The following is a 25,765-nucleotide window of genomic DNA, read 5'->3' on the forward strand; positions in this document are numbered from 1 at the left end:
GGAGATAGAGCAATGGTTAGAATTGCGATAGCAGGAGCAGCTGGACGAATGGGGCGCAATTTAGTGAAAGCGACGCTTCATCATCCTCAAGCCGAATTAGGAGCAGGATCGGAACGTCCTGAATCATCATTAGTCGGTGTGGATATCGGTGAGTTATGTGGCGAACGCAAACTCAGTGTTGCTGTGGTTGATGATCTTGAAAAGCATGTCGATGACTACGACGTCATTATTGATTTCACTGCGCCTTCAAGCACCTTAGCTAACCTTGAACTGTGTAAAAACTACAACAAGAAAATCGTGATCGGCACTACTGGGTTTAGTGAGCAAGAACGTCAGCAGATCGATGAGTATGCTCAATCGGTAGCGATCGTAATGGCACCAAATTATAGCGTCGGTGTGAACTTAGTCTTTAAGTTGCTTGAGAAAGCGGCCAAAGTCATGGGGGATTATTGCGATATTGAAGTGATTGAAGCCCATCATCGCCATAAAGTCGATGCGCCGTCAGGCACTGCTATCGGTATGGGAGAGGCCATTGCTGGAGCGATGGGGAATCAGCTTAGTGACGTTGCTGTCTATGCTCGTGAGGGAATTACTGGCGAGCGTAAGCGAGAAGAGATTGGTTTTGCGACGATTCGCGCCGGCGATATTGTTGGTGAACACACCGCGATGTTTGCGGATATTGGTGAACGAGTAGAAATTACTCACAAAGCGACAGACCGCATGACTTTTGCCAATGGAGCAGTGAAAGCCGCTGTGTGGTTAGACACGCATTCCTCCGGTTTTTATACCATGACCGACGTGCTCGGATTAAATGAGCTATAAATGGATAATTATGCGCTAACTTAGGTTGGCGCTTTTTTTTAGCCAAAAACTGGGCTGAATATTTTTAGTGGCTAAAAATAGGTGTTTTTAAGCTACTTTTCTTTTGTTTATGTTGCTCTGTACTCTATTTGTTTATAACCTCATTAAAATTCAATGGAAAGTAAGTAAGCGTAACGTTTGCTTCGGTAACTAAATAAAAACCCATCTATTACGCCCCCTTATAATTCTCTTAATGATTAAAGGTGCTCTAATTTTGGCTATTTGGCCAACTTAAGTTGCCTTTTTAGGCGTTACTTTGTCTTTTTTGTTCATATCCAATTAAATAAAGAATATATTTTTTATCGGTTATTGACAGAATATACTGGCGTAATTAGAATACCGCCAATTTGTCTAAACCCCCTGAATTCGATTATACTGCGAGTCATGGAAGGCAAGTTTGCAATTTAATTTATAATTTATGCATTTTTATTCCGGAGGTTGTCTTGAGTAAATCAGCACTGTTAGTCCTAGAAGATGGGACAGTGTTCCACGGAGTTTCCATTGGAGCAGATGGTATATCCGTTGGTGAAGTTGTTTTTAATACCTCGATGACGGGGTACCAAGAAATTCTCACTGACCCTTCCTATTCCCAACAAATTGTCACCCTGACTTACCCACATATTGGTAATACTGGTACCAATAATGAAGATGAAGAATCCACTTCAATTCATGCACAAGGCCTTGTGATTCGCGATCTCCCTCTTATCGCTTCTAACTTCCGCAGTGAACAAACCCTCTCTGATTACCTTAAATCGCAAAACATTGTCGGTATTGCCGATATTGATACACGTAAACTGACGCGTATTTTGCGAGAGAAAGGGGCGCAGAATGGTTGCATTATGGCCGGTGACAACCTTGACCAAGCGCTAGCGTTAACGAAAGCGCAGGAGTTTCCGGGTCTAAAAGGCATGGATTTGGCAAAAGAAGTGACGACGCAAGAGACGTATGCTTGGCAACAAGGCTCTTGGACTCTAGAAGGCGGCTTACCTGAAGCGAAAGCGGATGCTGACTTGCCTTATCACGTCGTCGCGTACGATTTCGGCGCAAAGCGCAACATTTTACGCATGCTGGTTGACCGCGGCTGCCGTTTAACGGTTGTGCCTGCACAAACGTCTGCAGAAGAGGTTCTGGCGCTCAACCCCGATGGCATCTTCTTATCTAACGGCCCTGGTGACCCAGAACCGTGTACTTACGCAATTGAAGCAACCAAAACATTCTTAGATAAGAACATTCCGCTGTTTGGTATCTGCTTAGGGCATCAAATTCTTGCTCTGGCTTCAGGGGCACAAACAGTGAAGATGAAGTTTGGTCATCACGGCGCAAACCATCCAGTGAAAGATCTTGACCGTGGTGTGGTTATGATTACTTCGCAAAACCATGGGTTTGCCGCAGACGAGAAAACGCTGCCAGATAACCTTCGTGCCACTCACGTGTCATTATTCGATGGGTCACTACAAGGAATTCATCGTACCGATAAGCCTGCATTTAGTTTCCAAGGTCACCCAGAAGCGAGCCCTGGCCCTCATGATGCAGCGCCACTTTTTGACCACTTCATTGACTTGATTAAACAACACAGCGCTTAATTTCGGAGTAGTAAAGATGCCAAAACGTACTGATATTAAAAGCATTCTTATTTTAGGTGCTGGTCCGATTGTTATCGGTCAAGCCTGTGAGTTTGATTATTCAGGAGCGCAAGCGTGTAAAGCGCTGCGCGAAGAGGGTTACCGAGTTATTTTGGTCAACTCAAACCCGGCTACCATCATGACTGATCCTGAAATGGCGGATGCGACTTACATTGAGCCAATCAACTGGCAAGTCGTACGCAAAATCATTGAAAAAGAACGTCCAGATGCCGTGCTGCCAACCATGGGTGGGCAAACTGCACTGAACTGTGCATTAGAACTTGAAAAACAAGGTGTGCTGGCTGAGTTTGGCGTTGAAATGATCGGTGCAACTGCCGATGCGATAGATAAAGCCGAAGACCGTTCTCGCTTTGATAAAGCGATGAAATCGATTGGCCTTGAGTGCCCTCGCGCAGATACCGCGAAAAGCATGGAAGAAGCTTATAGCGTACTCGAAAAAGTCGGCTTCCCATGTATTATCCGTCCTTCATTTACTATGGGGGGCACTGGTGGCGGTATCGCATATAACAAAGAAGAGTTTGATGAAATTTGTCATCGTGGTTTGGATCTTTCGCCAACCAATGAACTGCTGATTGATGAATCATTGATTGGTTGGAAAGAGTATGAGATGGAAGTGGTTCGTGACAAAGCCGACAACTGTATCATCGTCTGCTCAATTGAAAACTTTGATGCTATGGGCATTCATACTGGTGATTCAATCACCGTAGCGCCAGCACAAACCCTGACAGATAAAGAGTACCAATTGATGCGTAATGCGTCTTTGGCGGTTTTACGTGAAATCGGCGTTGAAACTGGTGGCTCCAACGTACAGTTTGGTATCAACCCAGAAGATGGCCGTATGGTTATCATTGAGATGAACCCTCGTGTTTCTCGCTCTTCGGCGTTGGCGTCAAAAGCCACAGGCTTCCCTATTGCCAAAGTCGCGGCGAAGTTGGCGGTTGGCTTTACGCTTGACGAATTGATGAACGACATCACTGGCGGAGCTACGCCTGCTTCTTTTGAACCGACAATCGACTATGTTGTTACTAAGATTCCTCGCTTCAACTTTGAAAAATTTGCTGGCGCCAATGACCGTTTGACTACGCAGATGAAGTCAGTCGGTGAGGTGATGGCCATTGGTCGTAACCAACAAGAGTCTCTACAAAAAGCACTCCGTGGCTTGGAAGTCGGCTCCAACGGTTTTGATGAAATGGTTGACCTTGAAGCACCCGATGCGCTCTCTAAAATTCGTTACGAGCTTAAAGAAGCGGGCGCTGAACGCATTTGGTACATCGCTGACGCATTCCGAGCGGGTTTGTCGGTAGATGGTGTGTTCAACCTAACCAACATTGACCGTTGGTTCTTGGTTCAAATTGAAGAGTTAGTCAGACTGGAAGAGCAGGTAAAAGCGGGCGGCTTTGCCGGTTTAACCAAAGACGTACTGCGCACCATGAAGCGTAAAGGTTTCTCTGACGCACGTTTGTCGACGCTACTTGGCGTGTCAGAAAATGAAATTCGTCGTCTTCGTGACCAATTTGATATTCACCCTGTCTACAAGCGTGTTGACACCTGTGCAGCTGAATTCTCTTCAGATACTGCTTACATGTACTCATCGTACGATGAAGAGTGTGAAGCCAATCCAACGGACAAAGACAAAGTCATGGTACTTGGCGGCGGTCCAAACCGTATCGGTCAAGGCATTGAATTTGACTACTGCTGTGTTCACGCTTCTCTTGCGTTACGTGAAGACGGTTACGAAACCATCATGGTTAACTGTAACCCTGAAACTGTATCTACTGACTACGATACATCAGACCGTCTCTACTTTGAGCCTGTGACTCTGGAAGATGTTCTGGCAATTGTACGTGTTGAAAAACCCAAAGGCGTGATTGTCCAATACGGTGGTCAAACGCCACTGAAATTGGCGCGAGCCCTAGAAGCGGCGGGTGTGCCAGTGATTGGTACTAGCCCTGATGCGATTGACCGTGCCGAAGACCGTGAGCGTTTCCAACAAGCGGTTGAGCGTCTTGGGCTAAAACAGCCAGAAAATGCAACGGTGACTGCGATTGAACAAGCGGTCGAGAAATCTCGTGAAATTGGTTTCCCTCTGGTTGTACGTCCTTCATACGTTCTAGGCGGACGTGCGATGGAGATTGTTTATGATGAGAGCGACCTACGCCGTTACTTCAATGAAGCAGTCAGTGTCTCAAATGAGTCTCCAGTTCTATTAGACCGTTTCCTTGATGACGCCACTGAAGTTGATATCGACGCGATTTGTGATGGTGAACGCGTGGTGATTGGCGGCATCATGGAACATATTGAACAGGCAGGTGTTCACTCTGGTGATTCAGCATGTTCACTTCCTGCTTATACGCTTAGCCAAGAGATCCAAGATGTGATGCGTGAGCAAGTTGAGAAGCTGGCGTTTGAACTTGGTGTCCGTGGCTTGATGAATACTCAGTTTGCGGTTAAAGATGATGAAGTCTACCTCATCGAAGTTAACCCTCGCGCAGCTCGTACAGTGCCGTTTGTTTCTAAAGCAACGGGGGCGCCGCTCGCAAAAATTGCAGCGCGTGTTATGGCTGGGCAAAGCCTAGAGTCTCAAGGGTTCACTAAAGAGATCATTCCACCGTACTACTCAGTAAAAGAAGTGGTCTTGCCGTTTAACAAGTTCCCTGGCGTTGACCCGCTACTTGGTCCTGAAATGCGTTCCACTGGTGAAGTGATGGGCGTTGGAGCGACGTTTGCTGAAGCGTACGCAAAAGCCGAATTGGGGTCAGGCAGCGTTTACCCTGAGGGCGGACGAGCTCTGCTTTCAGTCCGTGAGGGCGATAAACAGCGCGTGGTCGACTTAGCGTCAAAATTGGTGAAACTGGGGTATCAGCTCGATGCGACTCATGGTACCGCGGTAATTCTTGGAGAGGCAGGGATTAACCCTCGTTTGGTGAATAAGGTTCATGAAGGTCGTCCTCATATTCTTGACCGTATCAAGAACAATGAATACACCTACATCGTGAATACGGCCGCTGGTCGTCAAGCGATTGAAGACTCCAAAGTGCTTCGCCGTGGTGCGCTAGCTGAGAAGGTTAACTACACCACCACGCTTAATGCAGCGTTTGCTACTTGTATGGCTCACACCTCTGATGCCACTGCGAGTGTCATGTCGGTTCAAGAGCTGCACGCTAAAGTACAACAAGGCCAAGTTTAATCACTTGGCAATATAACGACAGTAAGCGCTAAAGCTTATCTGACAACCTCATTACCCGCTCATTGAGCGGGTTTTTTTATCTCTTATTATCACCAATAGAAATGATGAATATTTGGAAAGGGTTTCAGTCTTAGCTTTCGCTAACTCAATCAGTAAGTACAGTGATAGTGTCTGTTTATTCAAGTCGTTAAAGGATGTTGTAACACCATGGAGCTCTCGGTTGAGATCATATTGATGCTGTTTTTTGTCGCTGGCGTGGCAGGGTTTATTGATGCGATGGCGGGAGGTGGTGGGTTAATTACGCTGCCTGCATTGTTAGCTGCGGGCATTCCTCCGACTCAAGCGCTGGCGACCAATAAGTTACAAAGCTCCTTTGGTAGCTTTTCAGCCAGTTGGTATTTTGTGCGCAGCGGTATTGTTAAATTGAGCGAAATGAAGCTAGCGATTGGTTGTACCTTTGTGGGGGCTGCCCTCGGCGCTGAAGCGGTGCAATTCATTGATGCTGGGGTGCTTACTAGCCTGATTCCTATACTGCTGGTCGCCATTTCACTCTATTTTTTACTCGCGCCTTCAACCCGGGAGGTCAAAGGTAAGGCTTCACTGTCTGAAGGCATGTTTGCTTTGTGCGTGGGTGGCGGCGTTGGGTTTTACGATGGCTTCTTTGGGCCTGGGACTGGCTCTATCTTTGCCGTGTGTTTTGTGGCTATTGCTCAGTTGTCTTTAGTTGAAGCCACGGCTCGAACCAAAATACTCAATTTTACCTCTAATATCGCGGCTTTACAGTTTTTCGTTCTCGCTGGGTTACCCATTTGGAAGCTCGGTTTAACCATGGCAATCGGTGGTTTTCTTGGCGCACGTCTAGGGGCAAAAGTCGTTGTTACTCAAGGCCAAAAATGGATTCGACCTTTAGTGATCATTATGTCGATGGCCATGGCGCTGAAATTGCTTTGGGAACAGCATCATCAATGGCTGTTATCAAGCTTCTGATCCGTGGGTTCTTATACGAGTGTGGTCGTAAACAGATGTGAAGTGGACGGTAGAGACCGCGCAATTCTTCGAACTGAAAACAGTATTGTCTCGATATTTTTAAGGTGTTGACCATGGATAACGGCACGATGGCAGGCGCAACACCGGCTAACGCTAATTGCGCAGCAGCAGAGTAGGAGTCCATTTCCATTAACGGTGTGATACCTAATTGGTTAAGGACCAGACGTTGATAGCTATTGGCTGGATTATTGAGATCGTTGGTGATGACACAAGCTGGTAGCTGAGTAAGTGGCTGCTTACTGATGGTGTAGAAAGGTTCGTCAGTAAGATGTATCGCCTTCAAGCCATGATGGCTTGGAATATGGCCGGCACAAATACCTAATGTTGCCTGACCGGATTGAACATTTTCTACGATGCGAGGTGTATGATTAGTGGTGATGTTAAGGTGCGGATCTTGGTGTAAATGATGACTAAAGACATCACTTAAAAAACCCGCCACTAAGGTTTCAGAGCAGTCAATGCGTAGTGGTGTACTGTCAGGCAGTGTTTGCTGATCAAAAATCAGCCCTTGCAGTTCGTTAAAACTCGGACCGATATTCTCAATCAGGGCTAAAGCGTCCGCAGTAAGGCGTACTTGACGGCCATCTGGTTCAATCAAACGCTTACCTAATTTCCGCTCGAGGTTTGCGATCCGTTTACTGACCGCCGACGCGCTAATGTATAGCTGGCTGCCAGTTCGGCTCATGGTTTTATATTTGCTGAGAATCAGCAAGGTTTCGATACCTTCAAGTAACACGTATTAATCATGAACATTAGGAAACAATAGGTTTAAATTAACCTATGTTTAACGAAGTGACTAGCGTCATTTCACCAACTTGGCGATACGTTGACCAAAATAGAACGCGGTCGCTAAATCATTGTCTTCGATTTGTTGATGATTGGGCTGAGGGCTTGCAACTAAGCCCAAACTCGACCCTGTACGATTAAGGTTGAGTGTGTCGGTAAACTGTGAAACATCAAGGCCTGCCCAAAGCATGCCATGCTGACAAGCTAAAGCAAACATGGCGAGTAGCGTTTGTTGTTGCTCGCCGTTGAGACTTCCGCCTGAAGTAAAGCCCGCCGCTATTTTATTTCTCCAAGCTTTCGCAACATAGCAATCACTGCTGGCATCCATAAAGGCTTTGAACTGTGCGGCAGGTGAGCCCATATAAGTTGGACTACCAAACACAATCGCATCGCAACCAACGAGCATGTCAAAGATCGCCGAGTTTTGATAACGTCCGGCGACAATATCGTTATCTTGTATCTTGATACTCATGACGGGTATATCCTGACTTTGAATACCTTCCTCGATATGCTTAGCCAGTGAGCTTGTGTTTCCTTGTTTGGAATAAAAAACGATGCCAATCTTAGGTTGCTTCATAGTGATTTCTCTGTTGCGGATTGCGTGTTAAATATTCGATAAACTCCCACTCAATGCCATCGTCATCATAGAAGTAGATACGCTTTCGAAATGCTTCTCGACGTTCCATATTCTTACGATAACCTGCTACCGTTAACCGCTGAGCAACTTCTTCGACGTTGTCAACGACGAGCCCGATGTGATTGACCCCGACATCAAAATAAGGTGTACGAACTACATGGGGCTTGGACTTGGGTTCACGCTCTTGTATGGCAAGATAACTGCTGTCTGTACCAATATGGCACCAGCGTTTGGTGTCGGTTCCTTGGTGGCGAACTTGGAATTCAGGCATCGCGGTAGAGATAAACAGCACCGCGCTCTCAAGGTTTTTTACTGTCAAATTGACGTGTTCAACATAAGCATTCATCTCTGCTCCTTAGTCAATTGGATTCAAGACACACGCGATAAAGCACCCAGACTCTGGTTTTCATGCTCCATGGTGTTATTAAGTAAAGTTAATTGCTTATTAACTTAGCCGATGATCTAATTAAGTAAATAAAAAACTTTATTTAAACCGATGGGAGAGGTGAAATAGTGATCAAAATCGCTATTTTGATCGTGATGCGTCGAGCGGAAAGCAAAAAAAAAACGGTGCTTAATTAAGCACCGTTTGATAGAAACTGAAAGTGTAATCAGCGATTATAGCGACTCAGTAAAGGTACGAGCGATAACATCGCGTTGTTGTTCTGGAGTCAGTGAGTTAAAACGCACTGCGTAACCAGAAACACGAATCGTTAGTTGTGGGTATTTATCTGGGTTTGCTACTGCATCTTCTAACGTTTCACGTTTTAGAACGTTAACGTTCAGGTGCTGACCGCCTTCAATAAGAGGTTGAGTTTGAATCTCAACGGGACGGCTCTCGTAGTCACCTAGATCACTCAGAGTCACAACTTGATCGGTTTCGAAGCCTTTAGTGGCGGCCACACAACGAGCTTCTTTCGCTTCATTATCAAGAAGCCAAATGGTATTAAGTAGGTCGTCGTTAGCTGCTTTTGTAATTTGAATACCTTGGATCATTACAATCTCCTAGTCCACAGAGTGGGCGTTGTGGGTGTTTACTGCTTAGAGTATTGAACTACACCAGTTACTGCGTAGCGAATAACCACTATTTTAATATTGATTTGAGTCAAAAGACAACTTAAAACATTTATTTTTTTAAGGTTATTTTGATATTGATGGGGTGTTTTTCTTTTTAAATTAACATCTTAAATTATTTTTTATTAATTAAAATAATTTTTAATTAAACTAATGTTGTAAATTTACAACATTATTGTGTCAGTTAATCTACTCGTTTATGAACGGAGTACTCACGAATTTAGAGGATAAATGGGTAAAGCAATGCCAAAACTTGGAAATAAATACATTGGTGCGCATGTCTCTGCTGCAGGTGGCGTCGATAATGCCCCTTTGAGAGCGGCGGAAATTGGTGCTAACGCATTTGCACTGTTTACCAAAAATCAGCGTCAGTGGGCGGCTAAGCCCCTCGATCCTGAGGTCATTACGCGCTTCAAAAACCATTGTCGGCAATATGGCTTTGGGCCTGAGCAAATATTGCCCCATGATTCGTACTTAATTAACTTAGGTGCCCCAGATGACGAAAAACTCAGTAAATCTCGTGCTGCATTTATTGATGAGTTTGAGCGTTGTTTTCAACTTGGGCTTAGTTTGTTGAATTTTCATCCTGGCAGTCACTTAAAACAAATTTCCGAATCCGATTGCCTAAAACGCATTGCGGAGTCGATTAATCTGGCTCATCAACGGGTTCCGGATGTGATTGCGGTGATTGAAAATACCGCTGGTCAAGGCAGTAATTTAGGTTGGCGATTTGAACAGTTGGCGGAAATTATCGATCAAGTTGAGGATAAAAACCGGGTCGGAGTTTGCCTCGATACATGCCACGCTTTTGCCGCAGGTTACGATCTTGGCAGTGAACAAGGGTGTGAGCAGGTATTTGCGGAATTTGAAAGGATCGTTGGTATGCACTATTTACGTGCAATGCATGTAAATGATTCAAAAGGCGCTCGGGGATCTCGTCTGGATCGTCATCACTCACTTGGGCAAGGAGAGATAGGTTGGCCTTGTTTCGAATATATCGCTAAAGATCCTCGATTTGATAATATTCCGTTGATTTTAGAGACGATCAACCCCGAAATATGGCCTGATGAGATCGCTCACCTAAGAACAATTCACTGTAAAACACTCGCAAATTAGATAAGTTGGCATCTTTTTTTCATGTTGTGATCTTGAGCATCAAGAAGTCTGTTGTGAAAGGAGGATGCCATGTCATACACACATTCAGTTAATACTATTCGACCTACCCGTTTTCCGGTACCTAACCGTCCTATTACTGGACGTGGGCATCACCGAACGCCGCAGACTCGTTAAGTTTTCAGACCAATAACGAGTTGTTATTGAGTGAGTTTTTGAGAAAATACCCTTATACATTTGATGAGGGTAGCAGCGATGGAACACACGCTAACATGGCACGACGTTATTGGGGATGAAAAGCGACAAAGTTACTTTGTCGACACTCTGACATTTGTTGAATCTGAGCGCAGAGCAGGGAAAGCGATTTTTCCTCCGGAAAAAGACGTGTTCAACGCTTTTCGAGCTACAGAGTTCAACCAAGTTAAAGTCGTGATGCTAGGGCAAGATCCTTACCATGGACCTAACCAAGCTCACGGTCTTTGCTTCTCGGTGTTGCCTGGGGTGAAAACGCCTCCGTCGCTGGTCAATATGTATAAGGAGCTCGCTGCGGATATTGATGGCTTTGAGATTCCTCGCCATGGATATTTGCAGCACTGGGCAGAGCAAGGGGTGTTAATGCTTAATACCGTGCTGACCGTCGAGCAGGGAAAGGCCCATTCGCATGCTAAAACCGGTTGGGAAACGTTTACCGATAAAGTCATTGAGTCGATCAACCAGCATCAAGAAGGGGTGGTTTTCCTACTCTGGGGATCGCATGCTCAGAAAAAAGGCCGCTTTATTAATCGTGCTAAGCACCATGTACTGGCGGCGCCACATCCGTCTCCGCTATCCGCCCACCGCGGATTCTTAGGGTGCCGACACTTTTCTAAGGCGAATGATTTGCTTGTTCAGCAGGGAAAAACACCGATTGATTGGCGGTTACCAATGGATATTCAGCCTGTGGCATAAATGGTCAAATTTCGACCTCATTCAAAGCAAGAGTAGTGACTCTCATATACACTTAGAGAAAGTAAGTGTTAAGGAGAGGCACTATGATGATCGAGCGTATTCGAAGAGAGCATGGTTACATGGTCCGTTTACTGGCGATTTTACGCCGTAAATTGGTGCTATTGCAGCAAGAAATGCCAGTTAACTACAATTTGGTCCACGATATAGTTGATTATTTAGCAACCCATTCAGAGCGGGTGCATCATCCAAAAGAAGATATTTTGTATCTGTATTTTTTAGAAAAATATGGTCACGAAGCCAATGTCGCTAATTTGGAGTTAGAGCATCAAGAGTTGTCTGAAAAAACGCATCATTTTCTTAATACCATCGATATGGTATTGCAAGACGCGGTTGTGCCGCAGCATGTGCTGATAGAACAGCTAGAAAACTTTATCTTGCAGCAAAAACGCCATTTGGATATGGAGGAACAGTCAATCTTGCCGCTTATCCAACAATCTTTTACTGCTACTGATTGGCAAGCCGTCGAAGGCTTATGGAACGTCGATGAAGATGATCCAGTCTTTGGTGACACCATTGCTGAGCAATATCAGCAATTGGCTCAGAGAGTTCGCCAAACAGAAGATGAGTGTGTTTAACACGCTAAATGTGCGAGTGTATAGATACAAAAAGAAAAGGCGCTCGATAAGTCGAGTGCCTTTTTCTTTATTAAAACTCTAGTTTGTCGAGGTCCTCAAAGCCAATATCCATATCCATTAGCTCCTTTTGTAGCCGTTGGCGATCCTTGATAGCTTCGATTTCACGCCATTTACGTTTGACTGGTTTAGAACGAGTTGCACGTAGTTTAGGAAACTCTGTGTCCATGATTTCATCAAAATTTAAGCCTTCCATAAGCACCTCTTGTTATTTCGTCACTCCTCGAAAGGAATTTTTAAATACCACTCTACGAAGATCGTATCCTTGATTGATTTCTCATTTGTTGCATTTCCATGAAGTTTTTATGCAAAACGCGTACCTCGTTCAGCTTGTTATTGGACGGTTTGGATAAAAAGTAGTCAGCTGGTGTTAACCAAAGTGTGAGTTTGGAAAAATTGTGATGTTAATGAGGTGTGGTTAAAATCACGTTTTTAGCGTGTTTCATTCTTTAAACGCCAATGAAAAATAGTATCTGTTGATGATGTGAATGGAAAAACCAGAGGGGGGAATTGACAACCTTTACCACTCAAGGGGTTAGTCGAGTACATCGATTTTACCAACTAGAGGAAATACACTCTGCTGGAGTTACAAGTTTGGGGTTATATTGTTTTGGTTATGTGCTGTTAATGTAACTTAATCTGTTAACGTTTGGTGACTTTACAGTGAAAAATAGGAATTAATAGCATCTTATTGCATATTGATTTTTGTCTTGAGTGGCTGCATTATCCGCCGGTCAAAAAACACAGACTCGTAAAATGGAAGCATGAGGCGATATTTTACAAGTTCAAACTGCCAAACCTATTAATAAAAATTGACTAAGCCTTGTTGACACTTAGTCGTGCAGTTTGAGGGAAGGCTAGGAAGCAGAGGTCAGTGTAAACTCACTATGAGGATCGTATGACAGATATTATCAATTTGATGAATAGCCTACTTTGGGGCTCTATTCTGGTTTATCTATTGGTGGGCGTGGGAATTTACTTCACGTTCCGTCTCGGATTTATTCAATTCCGCCATTTTACGCATATGTTTAAAGTGTTGAAAAACAGCCGTAAAGCGGACAATTCTGGTATTTCTTCTTTTCAAGCACTTTGTACCAGTCTTGCGGCACGTGTCGGTACCGGAAACATGGCAGGGGTGGCCGTTGCCCTGACTGCTGGTGGCCCTGGCGCTATCTTCTGGATGTGGATGATTGCGATGCTTGGTATGGCGACATCGTTTGCTGAAAGCACTTTGGCGCAGCTCTACAAGACCAAAGATGAGGATGGTAACTACCGAGGCGGTCCGGCTTACTATATTGAAAAAGGGCTTGGCATGCGCTGGATGGGCGTGCTTTTCTCTGTACTGCTGTTGATTGCTTTTGGTTTGGTGTTTAACGCAGTACAAGCCAACTCAATCGCGAATGCAATGAACCATGCTTTTGGCTGGCAAGAGAACTATGTCGGTATCGGTGTTGTGGTACTATCAGCAATTGTTATCTTTGGTGGGATTAAGCGTATTGCAAAGACCGCAGAGATGATTGTACCTATTATGGCGCTTGCGTATCTTGCACTGGCGCTCATCATCATGTTTAGTAACATCGAAAAACTGCCAGCGGTATTAGCGCTTATCTTTAAGAGTGCATTTGGCTTCCAAGAAGCGGCGGCAGGCGGCCTAGGCTACGCAATAGCACAAGCGATGATTAACGGTGTTAAACGTGGCTTGTTCTCAAACGAAGCAGGTATGGGGTCTGCGCCGAACGCGGCGGCTTCTGCTACACCTTATCCACCACATCCAGCCTCGCAAGGTTATGTGCAGATGCTGGGCGTATTTATGGATACCATCGTCATCTGTTCATCAACGGTTGCGATTATTTTGATGTCTGGTGAATATGTACCTCATAGCGAGATCACTGGGATTGAGTTGACTCAGGCAGCGCTGAGTTCACAAGTTGGTGATTGGGGCGGCATGTTCGTCGCGGTGGCGATCTTCTTCTTTGCTTTTACGTCGATTATCGCTAACTATTCGTACGCTGAAACAAACCTGATCTTCCTTGAACGAAATCATAAAGCGGGCATCAGTCTTTTCCGTTTAGTGTTCTTGGCGATGGTCATGTTTGGCGCGGTGGCTTCTCTACCGACGGTTTGGTCATTGGCCGATGTATCGATGGGCTTGATGGCGATTGTTAACTTGGTGGCGATTCTCCTGCTTTCTGGCATCGTGATTAAACTCGCCAAAGATTACAATCAGCAATTGAAGGCTGGTAAAGTTCCCAGTTTTGACCCGGATAAATTTCCTGAACTGAAGTCGCAGTTGGAAGAGGGGATTTGGGATAAAAATTCTCGCTCATAGGTCGAAACTATCGACATGATTCTTAAAGCCATGCAGACAATGCATGGCTTTTTTTGTACTCTAGAAACATAAAGATAATCGGATTAAGTAAAGAGAAGCCAACATGTTAATTGTCGTATCACCTGCAAAAACACTGGACTACGAATCATCGTTACCGACCGATAAGCATACCTTACCTGAGTTAACGGACTACTCTAAGCAATTGATTGACGTATGTCGTAAGCTCACGCCTGCAGATGTCTCTTCGCTGATGAAAGTCAGTGATAAGATCGCCGCGCTCAATGTCGCTCGTTTCGAGCAATGGAGTGAAACCTTTACCCAAGAGAATGCTCGCCAAGCGATTTTTGCGTTTAAAGGGGACGTATATACCGGGCTAGATGCCCTGTCTCTTTCTCAAGATGATTTAGACTATGCTCAGCAACATTTACGAATGCTGTCTGGATTATACGGTCTCTTGAAGCCGCTGGACTTGATGCAACCTTACCGTTTAGAGATGGGAACCAAGCTGAGCAACCCAAAAGGGAGCAACCTCTACCAATTTTGGGGCAACATCATCACTGAAAAGTTAAACCAAGCGATTCAAGCGCAAGGGGATAACGTTCTGGTGAATTTAGCGTCGAACGAATATTTTAAATCGGTCAAACCTAAAAGCTTAGATGCGCAGATTATTACGCCTATTTTCAAAGATTGTAAAAATGGCCAGTATAAAGTCATCAGCTTCTATGCCAAAAAGGCTCGCGGAATGATGGCGCGCTACATCATTGAAAATCGCATTGAAAGTGTGGCTGACTTAACTAAGTTTGATACGGCTGGCTATTACTTTTGCGAACAAGAGTCAACGCCGACCGATTTGGTGTTTAAGCGTGAAGAGCAAAAATAGGCAACGATTATGTGGCAACGTTTCAAGCAATGGCTCGCGCATTATGATGCTTGGTGTCAGTCTATGGGGTTAACACCTGAGCAGAAGCGCAGTTGTGTGCCTTATCGAAAAGAGTGGCAAGCGGACGATCACCAAAACAAGCGCCACTGACATGCAACTGTTTGATACCCATTGCCACTTGGATTTTGCCGCCTTCGGGAGGGATTTTGCAAACCAATGGCAACAGGCAAATGCAGCGGGCATTGAGCGGGTTTTACTTCCTGCGATTGGCGCTGAAAACTGGGGACGTATCGAGCAATTAAGTCAGCGTTTTTCTGGCGTTTACTATGCATTAGGCTGCCATCCTTACTTTTTGAATGGCCAACCTGGTGATGCGTTAAACCAATTGGTCGATACGTTAGATGCGAGAAGTGAGCGCTGTGTTGCTATTGGTGAATGTGGGCTTGATGTCGCCATTGATGTTGATAGCAAGCTACAAGAGCGATTTTTTGTTCAGCAAATAGAACTCGCGCAAAGTTATCAATTGCCTTTGATTATACATAGTCGTAAAGCGGATAACCGCATTCTTCAACTTCTCAAACAGGCTCAGTATACCCAGGGGGGGGTCTGGCATGGGTTCTCAGGTAGTGAGCAACAGGCGCATAATTTTATTGAGCGTGGATTCTATCTTGGTATCGGTGGCGTGATTACTTATGAGCGCGCAAAGAAAACCCGGCAAGCGGTCACATCCCTGCCTATTGAGCGTTTAGTGTTGGAAACCGACGCACCGGATATGCCACTGAGCGGCTTTCAAAGCCAGCCTAATCACCCTAAGCGATTACCTCTGGTTCTCGAGACTCTCGCCCAACTGCGTGGGGTGCCTGAGAAACAGATGGCGGCAGAGACTTGGACTAATAGCTCGCGATTATTTGGCTTGAATACGCATGAGTGACGAATAAAAAAGGCGACCATTGAGTCGCCTTTTTTAACATTGTCATTGTGACTATTCGCGCTCTTTGGTGTACGGAACTCCAATGGCTTTTGGTGCAATGGCTTTACCGATAAAGCCTGCCAATAGGAATACGGTTAAGATGTATGGCATTGCCTCAATCGCTTGGACAGGAATGGCGACATCACCGATGGTGACCCCTTGCAGACGAATCGCGAGCGCATCCAAGAACCCAAACAGTAAACATGCTGCCATGGCCGTAAAGGGGCGCCATTTACCAAAAATCAGTGCAGCAAGCGCCATATAGCCTTTACCCGCACTCATATTCGGAATGAACTGCGCGGTTTGGCCTACTGAGAGGTAAACGCCGCCAAGGCCGACTAAGAGTCCACAAATCACCATAGCCGAATAGCGCATGCCCACGACTGAAATCCCCGCCGTATCGACAGCTGCAGGTGATTCGCCTACAGCTCGCAGTCGTAAACCAAAGCGTGTTTTGACAAGGACATACCAAGCGACGGGGACAATAATAAAGGCGAGGTATTCAATCACCGAGTGGCCACTGAGCAGCTCAGAATACAGCAAGCCAATGACCGGAACATCTTGCACAGCGTCTGCGCCTGGGAAGTTTAGTGGAGCAAAGCGTGCGTCTCCACTCAGTGCTGGCGTTTGTCCTCCTTGATGGAACCAGTAGCGACCGAGGGTAATGGTTAGCCCTGCAGCCAGAATATTGATTGCCATGCCACTGACAACTTGATCACCGCGATGGGTAATGGAAGCAAACCCATGCAGTAGCGCCAATAATATCGAGACAAAACAGCCCGCAAAAACACCTAACCAAGCTGAACCTGTGACGTGTGCCGTTGCTGCGCCAGCAAAGGCGGCTGCTAATAGCTTACCTTCAAGAGCGATGTTAACCACACCGGAACGCTCACTGAACATGCCAGCTAGCGCGGCAAGAATCAGTGGTGTAGACATGCGAATAGTTGCATCAAGCATCAAAATAATGGTTTCAAACATATCAAGCCACTCCCTGTGCTTTCTGCTGTTTTTTACTGGCAAATAGTTTCAAATACAGACGCTCGATATTTGGCCTGAACATGTGCTCTAAAGCACCGGAAAACAGAATGACTAACCCTTGTAATACCACAACGATGTTGCGGTCTACGCCGTATTCAAAGCTAAGTTCTGCCCCGCCTTGATATAAGAAACCAAACAGTAAGCTTGCAAGTAAGACTCCCACAGGATGGTTGCGGCCCATTAAAGCGACGGCAATACCAGTAAAGCCAAAGCCTTCGACAAAGTTCAGTTTGATTTGATGAAGTTCACCTTGAAGGACATTGATGCCAAAGAACCCGGCTAACATGCCAGAAAGCAACATGGTCAGGATAATGATTTTTACATAGTTGATTCCAGCATATGAAGCGGCTGATGCATTAGCTCCAATCGCGCGAATTTCATAACCCCAGCGAGATTTCCAGATAAATAGCCAGACAAACACGCAGCACAAGAGCGCAAAAATAAAACTCAGGTTAAGAGGGCTCGGAGCGACATTCACGCCAAAAACAGCCAGAATTTCATGCATTTTAGGTAGCCAACTGCCAGCCGCAAAGACACGGCTTTCAGTTGCCATGGTGGTTTCCGGTTTGAGGATGTCAACGAGGAGATAGGCCATCAACGAAGCCGCGATGAAGTTAAACATAATAGTGGTGATGACGATGTGCGATCCGCGTTTGGCTTGTAGATAGGCGGGAATAAACGCCCAAGCCGCACCAAATAGGCCGCCAACAATCACCGCAACAGGGAAGACCACATACCAAGGTGCGTATTCGCCTAGTGTCAAACAGATAAGGCCGACACCTAATCCGCCAATATAAGACTGTCCTTCTACCCCGATATTAAATAAACCAGCATGGTAGGCGACAGCCACCGCAAGGCCGGTAAAGACGAACCCCGTTGTGTAATAAAGGGTATAACCAAAGCCTTCTGCATAGCCAAATGCGCCGGTCCACATCACTTCAATCGCATCTAAAGGATTGATTTCAATGTATAAAAACAGCAATGCGGAGACTAAAAATGCCACAAAAACATTCACGGCTGGCAGCAGGCCAATGGTTACCCATGCTGGTACTTTTGCCTGACTCATGCGTTTTCTCCTTGGGTAATATGCGGCTTAATATGATCGGGAACGATGTTGGCCATCATCAAACCAAGCGTACGTTCATCCGCTTGGGAAGCATCCAATTCACCGACAATCGCGCCGTCAAAGACCACGATAATTCGATCCGCCAGCGTGAGGATCTCATCGAGCTCCACCGAGACTAAGAGCACCGCTTTTCCTGCATCTCGGCTGGCAATAATTTGCTGGTGGATGTATTCAATTGCCCCAATATCAACGCCGCGCGTTGGTTGACCGATGAGCAGAACATCCGGGTCTTCTTCCATTTCACGGGCGATTACTAACTTTTGCTGGTTACCACCGGAGAAATTGGCAGTTTTTAGGTCGATGTCGTTAGGGCGAACATCCCATTTGTCCATGCTGGTTTGGCACAAGGTGTCGATCGCTTGTTGATCTTGAAGAATGCCTTTGTTGTATTTTTCTAAATGGTGGTAACCAAGGATATAGGCTTCTTTCGCTGCGAACTTGTTGATCAATCCTTGCTTATGACGATCTTCGGGGATATGCCCAACTCCCATTGCCCGCACATCCCGCGGATTGACCGCATTTTGCGCTGTAATGGTGCTGCCATTAAGAGTGATTGAACCTGAACTTGGCGGCAATATACCGGAAAGTAAGCTTAAAATTTCAGATTGCCCATTGCCAGATACCCCTGCAATGGCGACCAACTCACCAGCACGGACATTGAAACTGATCTCTTTGACGCGCTGTACGCCACTGGCATCAACGTAACTGAGGTTTTCTACACGAATCCGCTCATTATCTGGTTTCGCCTCTTGCTTATCGATTTTTAGCCGTACCTTACGGCCAACCATGGATTCTGCCAACTGCTCTTTAGTTGCGCTACTTGTGGCTAAGTGTTCTACCATTTGCCCTTGGCGCATAACCGAGATGTTGTCTGTGATCGCCAAGACTTCACGCAGCTTGTGGGTGATGATCATGACCGTGGTGCCTTGGGCACGCAGTTTGTCCAAGATTGCGAATAAGTGATCGGCTTCTTGTGGGGTCAGAACGCCTGTCGGCTCGTCAAGAATAAGAATATTCGCATTGCGGTAGAGGGCTTTGAGGATCTCTACTCGCTGCTGAAGACCGACGGGAAGATCACCAACTAATGCATCGAGAGGGACTTCTAAACCGTAATCTTGCTCAATTTGGACCAGACGGCGGCGAGCTTCAGCAAGACTGACATCAAGCTGCCAGCCGTTTTCGGCGCCGAGAATGATGTTTTCTAATACAGTGAAGGTATCGACCAACATAAAGTGTTGATGAACCATGCCGATTCCCGCGCGAATGGCATCTTGAGAGTTGTTTGGGCTGTAGCTTTTACCATCAACGAGCATAGAACCGGAATCCGGTTGGTAAAAGCCATAGATAATGCTCATTAAAGTGGATTTACCAGCGCCGTTTTCGCCAATAATTCCGTGAATAGTGCCTTTGGGAACTTGCAGATCGATGGTGTTGTTCGCGTGAACCGCTCCAAAGCGTTTATCGATTTTGCTCAGTTCTATGGCGTAGTCTTGACGTTCGGTCACGAGAATACTTCCTAGAATGACTTAGACAGAGGGCTAGGGTTGATCGTTGACTAAATGTGGTTAGGCAATTAGCAAGATCATCAATACCCCACCGCGAGATCAGTCAAATCACGCCATACCTAAGTATGACGTGATTGTGCACGATATATCGGGTTTAGTAGTTACAAGAGTTGTCTGACATATAGTCGTGTACTTTGATCTTACCGGCGATGATGTCTGCTTTAAGAGAGTCCATGTAGGCTTTCATCTCTTCAGAAATCAGTGCTTTGTTGTTGTCATCTAAGGCCCAGTCGATAGCATTCTCTTTCAGACCCAGCGCCTTGATTCCTGGTTTCCAGTCGCCGTTGATATCGGCCATCCAAGATTCTTTTGCGGCTTTACCCACTAATTTAACCATTGAAGTTAGCATGGTGCCTGGTTGTAGGTGGTTTTGGTTTGAGTCAACGCCGATTGCGTATTTACCCGCATCTTTCGCCGCTTGATAGACACCAAGTCCGGTACCGCCTGCAGCCGCGTAAATTACATCAGCACCTTTCGAGAATTGAGATTTCGCGAGCTCAGAGCCTTTGGCTGGGTCAGCAAATGCAGCAGGCGTTGAGCCAGTCATGTTCTCAAGCACGGTGACATCAGCATTGGCATAGTTCGCGCCTTGCTCATAACCACACTCAAACTTACGAATAAGTGGAATATCCATACCACCGATAAACCCAATCGTGCCTGTTTTAGAGGTTTTCGCCGCAAGTGCACCGACAAGGAATGAGCCTTCTTGTTCCTTGAAGACAATCGACTGAACGTTTGGTTTATCAACCACCATGTCGAGAATGGTGAAGTGTATATCAGGGTATTCAGTGGCGACTTTTTCAACGGCAGATGCCATGTTGAAACCAACCGCGACGATTGGACTAAAGCCACGACTGGCTAGACGGCGCAATCCTTGTTCGCGTTGCGCTTCGTTTTGGGGCTCAAATTCGCGGACTTTGTAGCCGTCAGCTTGCATTGACTTCACACCATTTTGATAAACCGCTTCATTAAATGACTTGTCAAATTTGCCTGCAGTGTCGTAGATAACCGCTGGTTTTGATTCAGCAAATACGGCTGTTGAAGCCAAGGCGAGGGTGAGTGCTGATAGCTTGAGTATTGTTTTTTTCACACTTAAATCCTTTTAATAATGTGTTGTCCAAGAGCATGTATCGCCCAAAAAGAGTAGGCAATACAGAAATAAATAACGCATCAGTTTATCGATTGCGAAAGAAAAAAAATTCGTACACTTCACATCAAATCACATTTTCTGACGTTTGTTAGGGCGTGCATGAAAGTTCTGTTGAATTTTTGCTCTAATTTGTGCCGCATGTCAAATTTGTTAATTAAATAAATGTGATCTAAACAGTTAAAAAAGGTGCAAATAGAGCAAGATACACACTTTTTTCGTTGTGTTTTTAGTCTAATGGCGATTATCTCGCGCCGATAATGTGAACTCGATCTGTTTTTTATTTGGCTTAAGCCGTTGAGAGCGTCAATCCGAACGAAATTTGTAATTCTTTGCTGAGTGAAATGTGACCACTTGCTCAGTAAATGATCTACGTTTAAAGACATGGTTTTTGCTGATAAACAGTGAAAACGCGCAAATTTGTCGCTAAAAACCGATTGCGCTGCGCTATCTTTCCATACGTAAACGGTTGCTTAGAGGTCCTGGTTTTGTTTTTATTTGTTTTCCTGGTGGTTGGTATTTTGTTAATAAGATAGATGGTTCCATCCATCTTTGTGACTAAATTCTCAATTAAGAATGAATCATTGATAACTCGTGCACTATTTCGTGATGTGGACATTACTTTTTGTGTACTGAATACGTATAATCGCCCCGCTTCAACAAACCAGTGTTTTACACGCCAACAAACAACTATAAGGAAATCATAAACTATGAGCCTGTTTATGAGCCTAGTCGGTATGGTTGTGCTACTTGCTATCGCATATGCACTATCCTCAAACCGCAAAGCTATCAATTTCAGAACTGTAGGTGGCGCATTTGCTATCCAATTTATTCTTGGTGCATTCGTGCTTTACGTTCCTTGGGGTCGTGACTTATTAAACGGCTTCTCTAGTGGTGTCTCTAACGTTATCAACTATGGTAACGATGGTGCCTCTTTCCTATTCGGTGGTCTTGTTTCTGACAAGATGTTTGAAGTCTTCGGCGGCGGCGGTTTTATCTTCGCGTTCAAAGTTCTTCCTACACTGATCTTCTTCTCATCACTGATTTCTGTACTTTACTACCTCGGCATCATGCAGTGGGTTATCAAGATTCTTGGTGGCGGTCTGCAAAAAGCATTGGGGACTTCACGTGCGGAATCAATGTCTGCTGCAGCTAACATTTTTGTAGGCCAAACTGAAGCACCACTTGTGGTTCGTCCGTTTGTTCCTCGCATGACTCAATCTGAGCTGTTTGCGGTAATGTGTGGTGGTCTAGCATCTGTTGCTGGTGGTGTACTTGCTGGTTACGCATCAATGGGTGTGCCGCTTGAGTATCTTGTTGCGGCTTCTTTCATGGCAGCACCAGGTGGTCTTCTATTTGCTAAAATTCTTTTCCCTGAAACTGAACAGCCTCATGAAGACATCGAAGAAGCATTGGATGGTGGTGATGATAAACCGACTAATGTCATCGATGCAGCAGCAGGTGGCGCAGCTTCTGGTTTACAGCTTGCGCTTAACGTAGGTGCAATGCTTATCGCGTTTGTTGGTTTGATTGCTCTTGTCAACGGTATCCTAGGTGGTGTTGGCGGTTGGTTCGGTATGCCAGAACTAACACTTGAACTGATTCTGGGTTACGCGTTCTCTCCTCTTGCATTCTTGATTGGTGTGCCATGGGCGGAAGCCGTGACTGCAGGTTCTTTCATCGGTCAGAAGATCGTTGTGAACGAATTTGTCGCGTACCTAAACTTTACGCCATACATTGGTGATAACGCACAAATTATTGCAAGCACAGGTCAAGTCATGTCTGAGAAGACAGTGGCAATCATCTCGTTTGCTTTATGTGGTTTCGCGAATCTTTCATCTATCGCGATTCTACTTGGTGGTCTTGGTAGCCTAGCGCCAAGTCGCCGTCACGATATTGCACGCATGGGGATTAAAGCGGTACTTGCAGGTACGTTATCTAACCTTATGGCGGCAACAATTGCTGGCTTCTGTCTAAGCCTTACCGGTCTGTAATAAGGACTCGTTGTATATAGACGCCAGTTTACTCAATCTGCCCCGTAGCATGTATTTGCTGCGGGGCATTTTTGTTTTAGAGCCGAGAAAAAGTGGTTTTCTGGCTGGGCATGGTGGTGAGATGTTCACTCCGTGGGTATTTTTTGAGATACAAACCGTTTGCGCTTTGTAGCCAATGATAGTTTTGCGGTAAATACCTATACTCTATACAAGCAAAAACGCAGTGATACACCGTTGCTTCTTTATTCGTTTAGGCCAAAGCATGATGCGAAGTGCCGTGACAATAGAGGAGGGAAACACTGATGCTTTTTAGACACCGCAATTGTGATTGTTGTGCCACAGACCAAACCGGACTGTGCGGTGACAAGGATAGCAATTGATGTAGTGCTTTCGCCTACATTGAGTCTTCAAGGAACCAAGTCCGTTCATTAATGACCGCTTAGCCATCGTTATGGTTAAGCAGTAAATGTTTATGAATATTGATCGGAGAAAGAAATGAGCGATTTAAAAGCAGCAGCGCTACGCGCCCTAAAATTGATGGATCTAACGACGTTAAATGACGACGATACAGATCAGAAAGTGATTCAACTTTGCCATGATGCAAAGACAGCCGTTGGTAACACGGCAGCGATCTGTATTTACCCACGCTTTATTCCAATCGCTAAGAAGACACTACGCGAACAAGGAACGCCTGATGTTCGTATCGCTACCGTGACTAACTTCCCACACGGCAACGATGATATCGAGATTGCTGTTGCAGAAACGAAAGCGGCCGTTGCGTATGGTGCTGATGAAGTGGATGTCGTTTTCCCATACCGCGCATTGATTGCTGGTAACGAACAAGTGGGTTTTGACCTAGTCAAACAGTGTAAACAAGCTTGTGGTGATATTTTGCTGAAAGTCATCATTGAAACGGGTGAACTCAAAGAAGAAGCACTGATCAAAAAGGCATCACAAATCTCGATCGAAGCGGGAGCGGACTTCATCAAAACATCAACGGGTAAAGTGCCAGTGAACGCAACACCTGAATACGCACGCATGATGCTTGAAGTGATTCGTGATTTGAACGTCGCTGAAAGCGTCGGCTTCAAACCTGCTGGAGGGGTTCGCACAGCAGAAGATGCAGCGCAATACCTCGCTATGGCTGATGACATTCTCGGTGATAACTGGGTTGATGCTCGTCACTACCGTTTTGGTGCATCAAGCTTGTTGACCAGTCTACTCAATACGCTTGAGGTTTCAGACCAAGTCGCGGATCCAAACGCGTACTAATCCGAACTGATAGGAAAGAGCGTTCTGCTCTTTCCTATTCCATCTCTGACATTCTACCAAGGCGTTTAGCGCTTGGGAGGCTTTCATGTTTTTAGCTCAAGAGATCATTCGCAAAAAGCGCGACGGTGAAACACTGAGTAATGAAGAAATCCAATTCTTTATTCAAGGCGTGGCTGATGACTCGATTTCCGAAGGTCAAATCGCTGCTTTTGCGATGACCATCTTTTTTAATGAAATGACCATGGACGAACGTATCGCCTTAACTTGTGCGATGCGTGATTCCGGTATGGTTATCGATTGGAGCCAGATGAATTTTGGTGGCCCCATTGTCGACAAACATTCAACAGGCGGTGTCGGAGATGTTACCTCGTTGATGCTAGGTCCTATGGTGGCGGCTTGTGGTGGTTTTGTTCCAATGATTTCTGGCCGTGGGTTAGGTCACACGGGTGGCACGCTTGATAAGCTCGAATCTATCCCTGGGTACAATATTACGCCAAATAATGAAACGTTCGGACAAGTCACGAAAGAGGCTGGCGTTGCGATTATTGGTCAAACGGGTGACCTCGCTCCTGCTGATAAACGTGTCTATGCAACGCGTGATATTACCGCTACCGTCGACAATATCTCACTGATCACGGCGTCTATTTTATCTAAAAAACTCGCCGCAGGTCTCGAGTCTCTTGTGATGGATGTTAAAGTTGGTTCTGGTGCTTTTATGCCAACATTTGAAGCATCGGAAGAGCTGGCCAAGTCTATAGTGGCTGTCGCCAATGGGGCGGGGACGAAAACCACCGCCATTTTAACCGATATGAACCAAGTCTTGGCTTCTTCGGCAGGGAATGCTCTCGAAGTCCGTGAGGCGGTACAGTTCCTAACTGGTGAATATCGTAATCCACGCTTGTACGAGGTGACCATGGCGCTATGCGCGGAAATGCTCGTACTGGGTAACCTAGCATCAAACACTGCGCAAGCTCGTGAGCAATTGCAAACCGTATTAGATAACGGTAAAGCCGCACAATGCTTTGGCCAAATGGTTGCTGGGCTTGGTGGGCCGGTAGATTTTATTGAGAACTACGATGACTACCTTGAAGTTGCGCCACTGGTTCGCCCTGTATACGCCAAAGAACATGGTGTGGTTTCGGCAATGGACACTCGCGGCATCGGTATGGCGGTTGTTGGAATGGGCGGTGGTCGCCGAGTAGCTTCAGACAAAATTGATTATGCGGTAGGTTTCGATCAGTTTATTCGTCTTGGGCAAGAGGCGGATGATAAGACGCCGTTAGCGGTGATTCACGCTCGTGATGAAGCGCAATGGCAGCAAGCCGCCAATGCCTTACAACAGGCGATTACCGTTGGTGGAGAATATCAGCCAACGCCAGAGGTTTATCGTCAAATTCGCGCAGACGATTTGTAATAATACTTTGCTCGCTGATGTATTCCTTTGGTGAGCGTGAGA

At 45.7% G+C, this 25,765-nt stretch carries 23 protein-coding genes; 14 read left to right on the forward strand and 9 right to left on the reverse strand.

Features of this window, described 5'->3' with window-relative positions:
* Window positions 1–12 precede the first annotated feature (12 nt).
* The 4 genes from dapB (at window position 13) to M1D72_RS09565 (ending at window position 6,678) form a co-directional block, all read left to right on the forward strand.
* Window positions 13–822 (forward strand): 4-hydroxy-tetrahydrodipicolinate reductase, encoded by an 810-nt coding sequence (gene dapB, locus M1D72_RS09550; protein ID WP_390191554.1) that lies wholly within the window; start codon window positions 13–15, stop codon window positions 820–822.
* A gap of 482 nt (window positions 823–1,304) precedes the next feature.
* Window positions 1,305–2,444 (forward strand): glutamine-hydrolyzing carbamoyl-phosphate synthase small subunit, encoded by a 1,140-nt coding sequence (carA, locus tag M1D72_RS09555; RefSeq protein ID WP_456296714.1) that lies wholly within the window; start codon window positions 1,305–1,307, stop codon window positions 2,442–2,444.
* A gap of 16 nt (window positions 2,445–2,460) precedes the next feature.
* Complete coding sequence (gene carB / locus M1D72_RS09560; protein WP_456296715.1) at window positions 2,461–5,691, forward strand: carbamoyl-phosphate synthase large subunit; 3,231 nt, start codon at window positions 2,461–2,463, stop codon at window positions 5,689–5,691.
* A 207-nt stretch (window positions 5,692–5,898) separates the two neighbouring features.
* The gene (locus tag M1D72_RS09565) at window positions 5,899–6,678 is read left to right on the forward strand and encodes a TSUP family transporter (protein ID WP_456296716.1); all 780 of its coding nucleotides are present in this window, start codon (window positions 5,899–5,901) and stop codon (window positions 6,676–6,678) included.
* Here the strand turns inward: M1D72_RS09565 and M1D72_RS09570 are convergent.
* The 4 genes from M1D72_RS09570 to grcA all read right to left on the reverse strand — a co-directional run bounded on the left by M1D72_RS09570 (window position 6,608) and on the right by grcA (window position 9,157).
* A complete protein-coding gene (locus M1D72_RS09570) occupies window positions 6,608–7,474 on the reverse strand; it encodes a LysR family transcriptional regulator (RefSeq protein WP_456296717.1) in 867 nt (288 codons plus the stop codon). The genes M1D72_RS09565 and M1D72_RS09570 overlap by 71 nt on opposite strands.
* Before the next feature lie 66 nt (window positions 7,475–7,540).
* Window positions 7,541–8,101 (reverse strand): flavodoxin family protein, encoded by a 561-nt coding sequence (locus tag M1D72_RS09575; protein ID WP_456296718.1) that lies wholly within the window; start codon window positions 8,099–8,101, stop codon window positions 7,541–7,543.
* A complete protein-coding gene (locus M1D72_RS09580) occupies window positions 8,088–8,507 on the reverse strand; it encodes a VOC family protein (protein ID WP_456296719.1) in 420 nt (139 codons plus the stop codon). The genes M1D72_RS09575 and M1D72_RS09580 overlap by 14 nt, the downstream gene beginning before the upstream one ends.
* A gap of 272 nt (window positions 8,508–8,779) precedes the next feature.
* Complete coding sequence (grcA, locus tag M1D72_RS09585) at window positions 8,780–9,157, reverse strand: autonomous glycyl radical cofactor GrcA (RefSeq protein ID WP_456296720.1); 378 nt, start codon at window positions 9,155–9,157, stop codon at window positions 8,780–8,782.
* 321 nt (window positions 9,158–9,478) lie between these two features.
* Here grcA and nfo point away from each other — a divergent pair, with 321 nt between their 5' ends.
* The 3 genes from nfo (at window position 9,479) to M1D72_RS09600 (ending at window position 11,931) form a co-directional block, all read left to right on the forward strand.
* Window positions 9,479–10,351 carry a deoxyribonuclease IV gene (gene nfo, locus M1D72_RS09590; protein WP_456296721.1) on the forward strand — a complete coding sequence of 291 codons (873 nt, stop codon included), beginning with the start codon at window positions 9,479–9,481 and terminating at the stop codon, window positions 10,349–10,351.
* Between the two features lie 252 nt (window positions 10,352–10,603).
* Window positions 10,604–11,296, forward strand: coding sequence for a uracil-DNA glycosylase (ung, locus tag M1D72_RS09595; protein WP_456296722.1), 693 nt, complete (start codon window positions 10,604–10,606; stop codon window positions 11,294–11,296).
* A gap of 83 nt (window positions 11,297–11,379) precedes the next feature.
* Entirely contained in the window at window positions 11,380–11,931 is a 552-nt protein-coding gene (locus M1D72_RS09600) for a hemerythrin domain-containing protein (RefSeq protein ID WP_456296723.1), read from the forward strand.
* 70 nt (window positions 11,932–12,001) lie between these two features.
* Here the strand turns inward: M1D72_RS09600 and M1D72_RS09605 are convergent, their stop codons facing one another.
* Window positions 12,002–12,184 (reverse strand): DUF3545 family protein, encoded by a 183-nt coding sequence (locus M1D72_RS09605; RefSeq protein WP_390191526.1) that lies wholly within the window; start codon window positions 12,182–12,184, stop codon window positions 12,002–12,004.
* A gap of 702 nt (window positions 12,185–12,886) precedes the next feature.
* Here M1D72_RS09605 and M1D72_RS09610 point away from each other — a divergent pair.
* The 4 genes from M1D72_RS09610 (at window position 12,887) to M1D72_RS09625 (ending at window position 16,128) form a co-directional block, all read left to right on the forward strand.
* The gene (locus tag M1D72_RS09610; RefSeq protein ID WP_390191523.1) at window positions 12,887–14,317 is read left to right on the forward strand and encodes an alanine/glycine:cation symporter family protein; all 1,431 of its coding nucleotides are present in this window, start codon (window positions 12,887–12,889) and stop codon (window positions 14,315–14,317) included.
* A 103-nt stretch (window positions 14,318–14,420) separates the two neighbouring features.
* Window positions 14,421–15,197, forward strand: a complete 777-nt coding sequence (gene yaaA / locus M1D72_RS09615) for a peroxide stress protein YaaA (protein ID WP_456296724.1) — start codon at window positions 14,421–14,423, stop codon at window positions 15,195–15,197.
* Between the two features lie 9 nt (window positions 15,198–15,206).
* The gene (locus M1D72_RS09620; RefSeq protein WP_456296725.1) at window positions 15,207–15,347 is read left to right on the forward strand and encodes a hypothetical protein; all 141 of its coding nucleotides are present in this window, start codon (window positions 15,207–15,209) and stop codon (window positions 15,345–15,347) included.
* A gap of 1 nt (window position 15,348) precedes the next feature.
* The gene (locus M1D72_RS09625; RefSeq protein ID WP_456296726.1) at window positions 15,349–16,128 is read left to right on the forward strand and encodes a TatD family hydrolase; all 780 of its coding nucleotides are present in this window, start codon (window positions 15,349–15,351) and stop codon (window positions 16,126–16,128) included.
* 51 nt (window positions 16,129–16,179) lie between these two features.
* Here the strand turns inward: M1D72_RS09625 and M1D72_RS09630 are convergent, their stop codons facing one another.
* The 4 genes from M1D72_RS09630 to M1D72_RS09645 all read right to left on the reverse strand — a co-directional run bounded on the left by M1D72_RS09630 (window position 16,180) and on the right by M1D72_RS09645 (window position 20,986).
* Window positions 16,180–17,145, reverse strand: a complete 966-nt coding sequence (locus tag M1D72_RS09630) for an ABC transporter permease (protein WP_456296727.1) — start codon at window positions 17,143–17,145, stop codon at window positions 16,180–16,182.
* Window position 17,146: 1 nt separating this feature from the next.
* On the reverse strand, window positions 17,147–18,271 hold the full coding sequence (locus M1D72_RS09635; protein WP_456296728.1) for an ABC transporter permease: 1,125 nt from the start codon (window positions 18,269–18,271) through the stop codon (window positions 17,147–17,149).
* Window positions 18,268–19,836: an ABC transporter ATP-binding protein gene (locus tag M1D72_RS09640; protein ID WP_390191511.1), complete on the reverse strand. Its 1,569-nt coding sequence runs from the start codon at window positions 19,834–19,836 to the stop codon at window positions 18,268–18,270. Before M1D72_RS09640 ends, M1D72_RS09635 begins: the two co-directional genes overlap by 4 nt.
* A gap of 154 nt (window positions 19,837–19,990) precedes the next feature.
* On the reverse strand, window positions 19,991–20,986 hold the full coding sequence (locus M1D72_RS09645) for a BMP family lipoprotein (RefSeq protein ID WP_390191508.1): 996 nt from the start codon (window positions 20,984–20,986) through the stop codon (window positions 19,991–19,993).
* A 767-nt stretch (window positions 20,987–21,753) separates the two neighbouring features.
* Here M1D72_RS09645 and M1D72_RS09650 point away from each other — a divergent pair.
* The 3 genes from M1D72_RS09650 (at window position 21,754) to deoA (ending at window position 25,723) form a co-directional block, all read left to right on the forward strand.
* Window positions 21,754–23,037: a NupC/NupG family nucleoside CNT transporter gene (locus M1D72_RS09650; protein WP_390191505.1), complete on the forward strand. Its 1,284-nt coding sequence runs from the start codon at window positions 21,754–21,756 to the stop codon at window positions 23,035–23,037.
* Between the two features lie 495 nt (window positions 23,038–23,532).
* Entirely contained in the window at window positions 23,533–24,309 is a 777-nt protein-coding gene (gene deoC, locus M1D72_RS09655) for a deoxyribose-phosphate aldolase (protein ID WP_456296729.1), read from the forward strand.
* Between the two features lie 85 nt (window positions 24,310–24,394).
* Window positions 24,395–25,723 (forward strand): thymidine phosphorylase, encoded by a 1,329-nt coding sequence (gene deoA, locus M1D72_RS09660; protein WP_456296730.1) that lies wholly within the window; start codon window positions 24,395–24,397, stop codon window positions 25,721–25,723.
* Window positions 25,724–25,765 lie beyond the last annotated feature (42 nt).

This window comes from Vibrio sp. AK197 (genome assembly GCF_053903115.1).

Bases quoted from the DNA above. Each gene is read 5' to 3' on its own strand.
- M1D72_RS09650 (WP_390191505.1), top strand. From the start codon at position 21,754: ATGAGCCTGTTTATGAGCCTAGTCGGTATGGTTGTGCTACTTGCTATC.
- grcA (WP_456296720.1), bottom strand. From the start codon at position 9,157: ATGATCCAAGGTATTCAAATTACAAAAGCAGCTAACGACGACCTACTT.
- M1D72_RS09565 (WP_456296716.1), top strand. From the start codon at position 5,899: ATGGAGCTCTCGGTTGAGATCATATTGATGCTGTTTTTTGTCGCTGGC.
- M1D72_RS09610 (WP_390191523.1), top strand. From the start codon at position 12,887: ATGACAGATATTATCAATTTGATGAATAGCCTACTTTGGGGCTCTATT.
- ung (WP_456296722.1), top strand. From the start codon at position 10,604: ATGGAACACACGCTAACATGGCACGACGTTATTGGGGATGAAAAGCGA.
- carB (WP_456296715.1), top strand. From the start codon at position 2,461: ATGCCAAAACGTACTGATATTAAAAGCATTCTTATTTTAGGTGCTGGT.
- M1D72_RS09625 (WP_456296726.1), top strand. From the start codon at position 15,349: ATGCAACTGTTTGATACCCATTGCCACTTGGATTTTGCCGCCTTCGGG.
- M1D72_RS09635 (WP_456296728.1), bottom strand. From the start codon at position 18,271: ATGAGTCAGGCAAAAGTACCAGCATGGGTAACCATTGGCCTGCTGCCA.
- yaaA (WP_456296724.1), top strand. From the start codon at position 14,421: ATGTTAATTGTCGTATCACCTGCAAAAACACTGGACTACGAATCATCG.
- M1D72_RS09620 (WP_456296725.1), top strand. From the start codon at position 15,207: ATGTGGCAACGTTTCAAGCAATGGCTCGCGCATTATGATGCTTGGTGT.
- M1D72_RS09575 (WP_456296718.1), bottom strand. From the start codon at position 8,101: ATGAAGCAACCTAAGATTGGCATCGTTTTTTATTCCAAACAAGGAAAC.
- deoC (WP_456296729.1), top strand. From the start codon at position 23,533: ATGAGCGATTTAAAAGCAGCAGCGCTACGCGCCCTAAAATTGATGGAT.
- M1D72_RS09605 (WP_390191526.1), bottom strand. From the start codon at position 12,184: ATGGAAGGCTTAAATTTTGATGAAATCATGGACACAGAGTTTCCTAAA.
- M1D72_RS09630 (WP_456296727.1), bottom strand. From the start codon at position 17,145: ATGTTTGAAACCATTATTTTGATGCTTGATGCAACTATTCGCATGTCT.
- nfo (WP_456296721.1), top strand. From the start codon at position 9,479: ATGCCAAAACTTGGAAATAAATACATTGGTGCGCATGTCTCTGCTGCA.
- deoA (WP_456296730.1), top strand. From the start codon at position 24,395: ATGTTTTTAGCTCAAGAGATCATTCGCAAAAAGCGCGACGGTGAAACA.
- M1D72_RS09580 (WP_456296719.1), bottom strand. From the start codon at position 8,507: ATGAATGCTTATGTTGAACACGTCAATTTGACAGTAAAAAACCTTGAG.
- M1D72_RS09600 (WP_456296723.1), top strand. From the start codon at position 11,380: ATGATGATCGAGCGTATTCGAAGAGAGCATGGTTACATGGTCCGTTTA.
- dapB (WP_390191554.1), top strand. From the start codon at position 13: ATGGTTAGAATTGCGATAGCAGGAGCAGCTGGACGAATGGGGCGCAAT.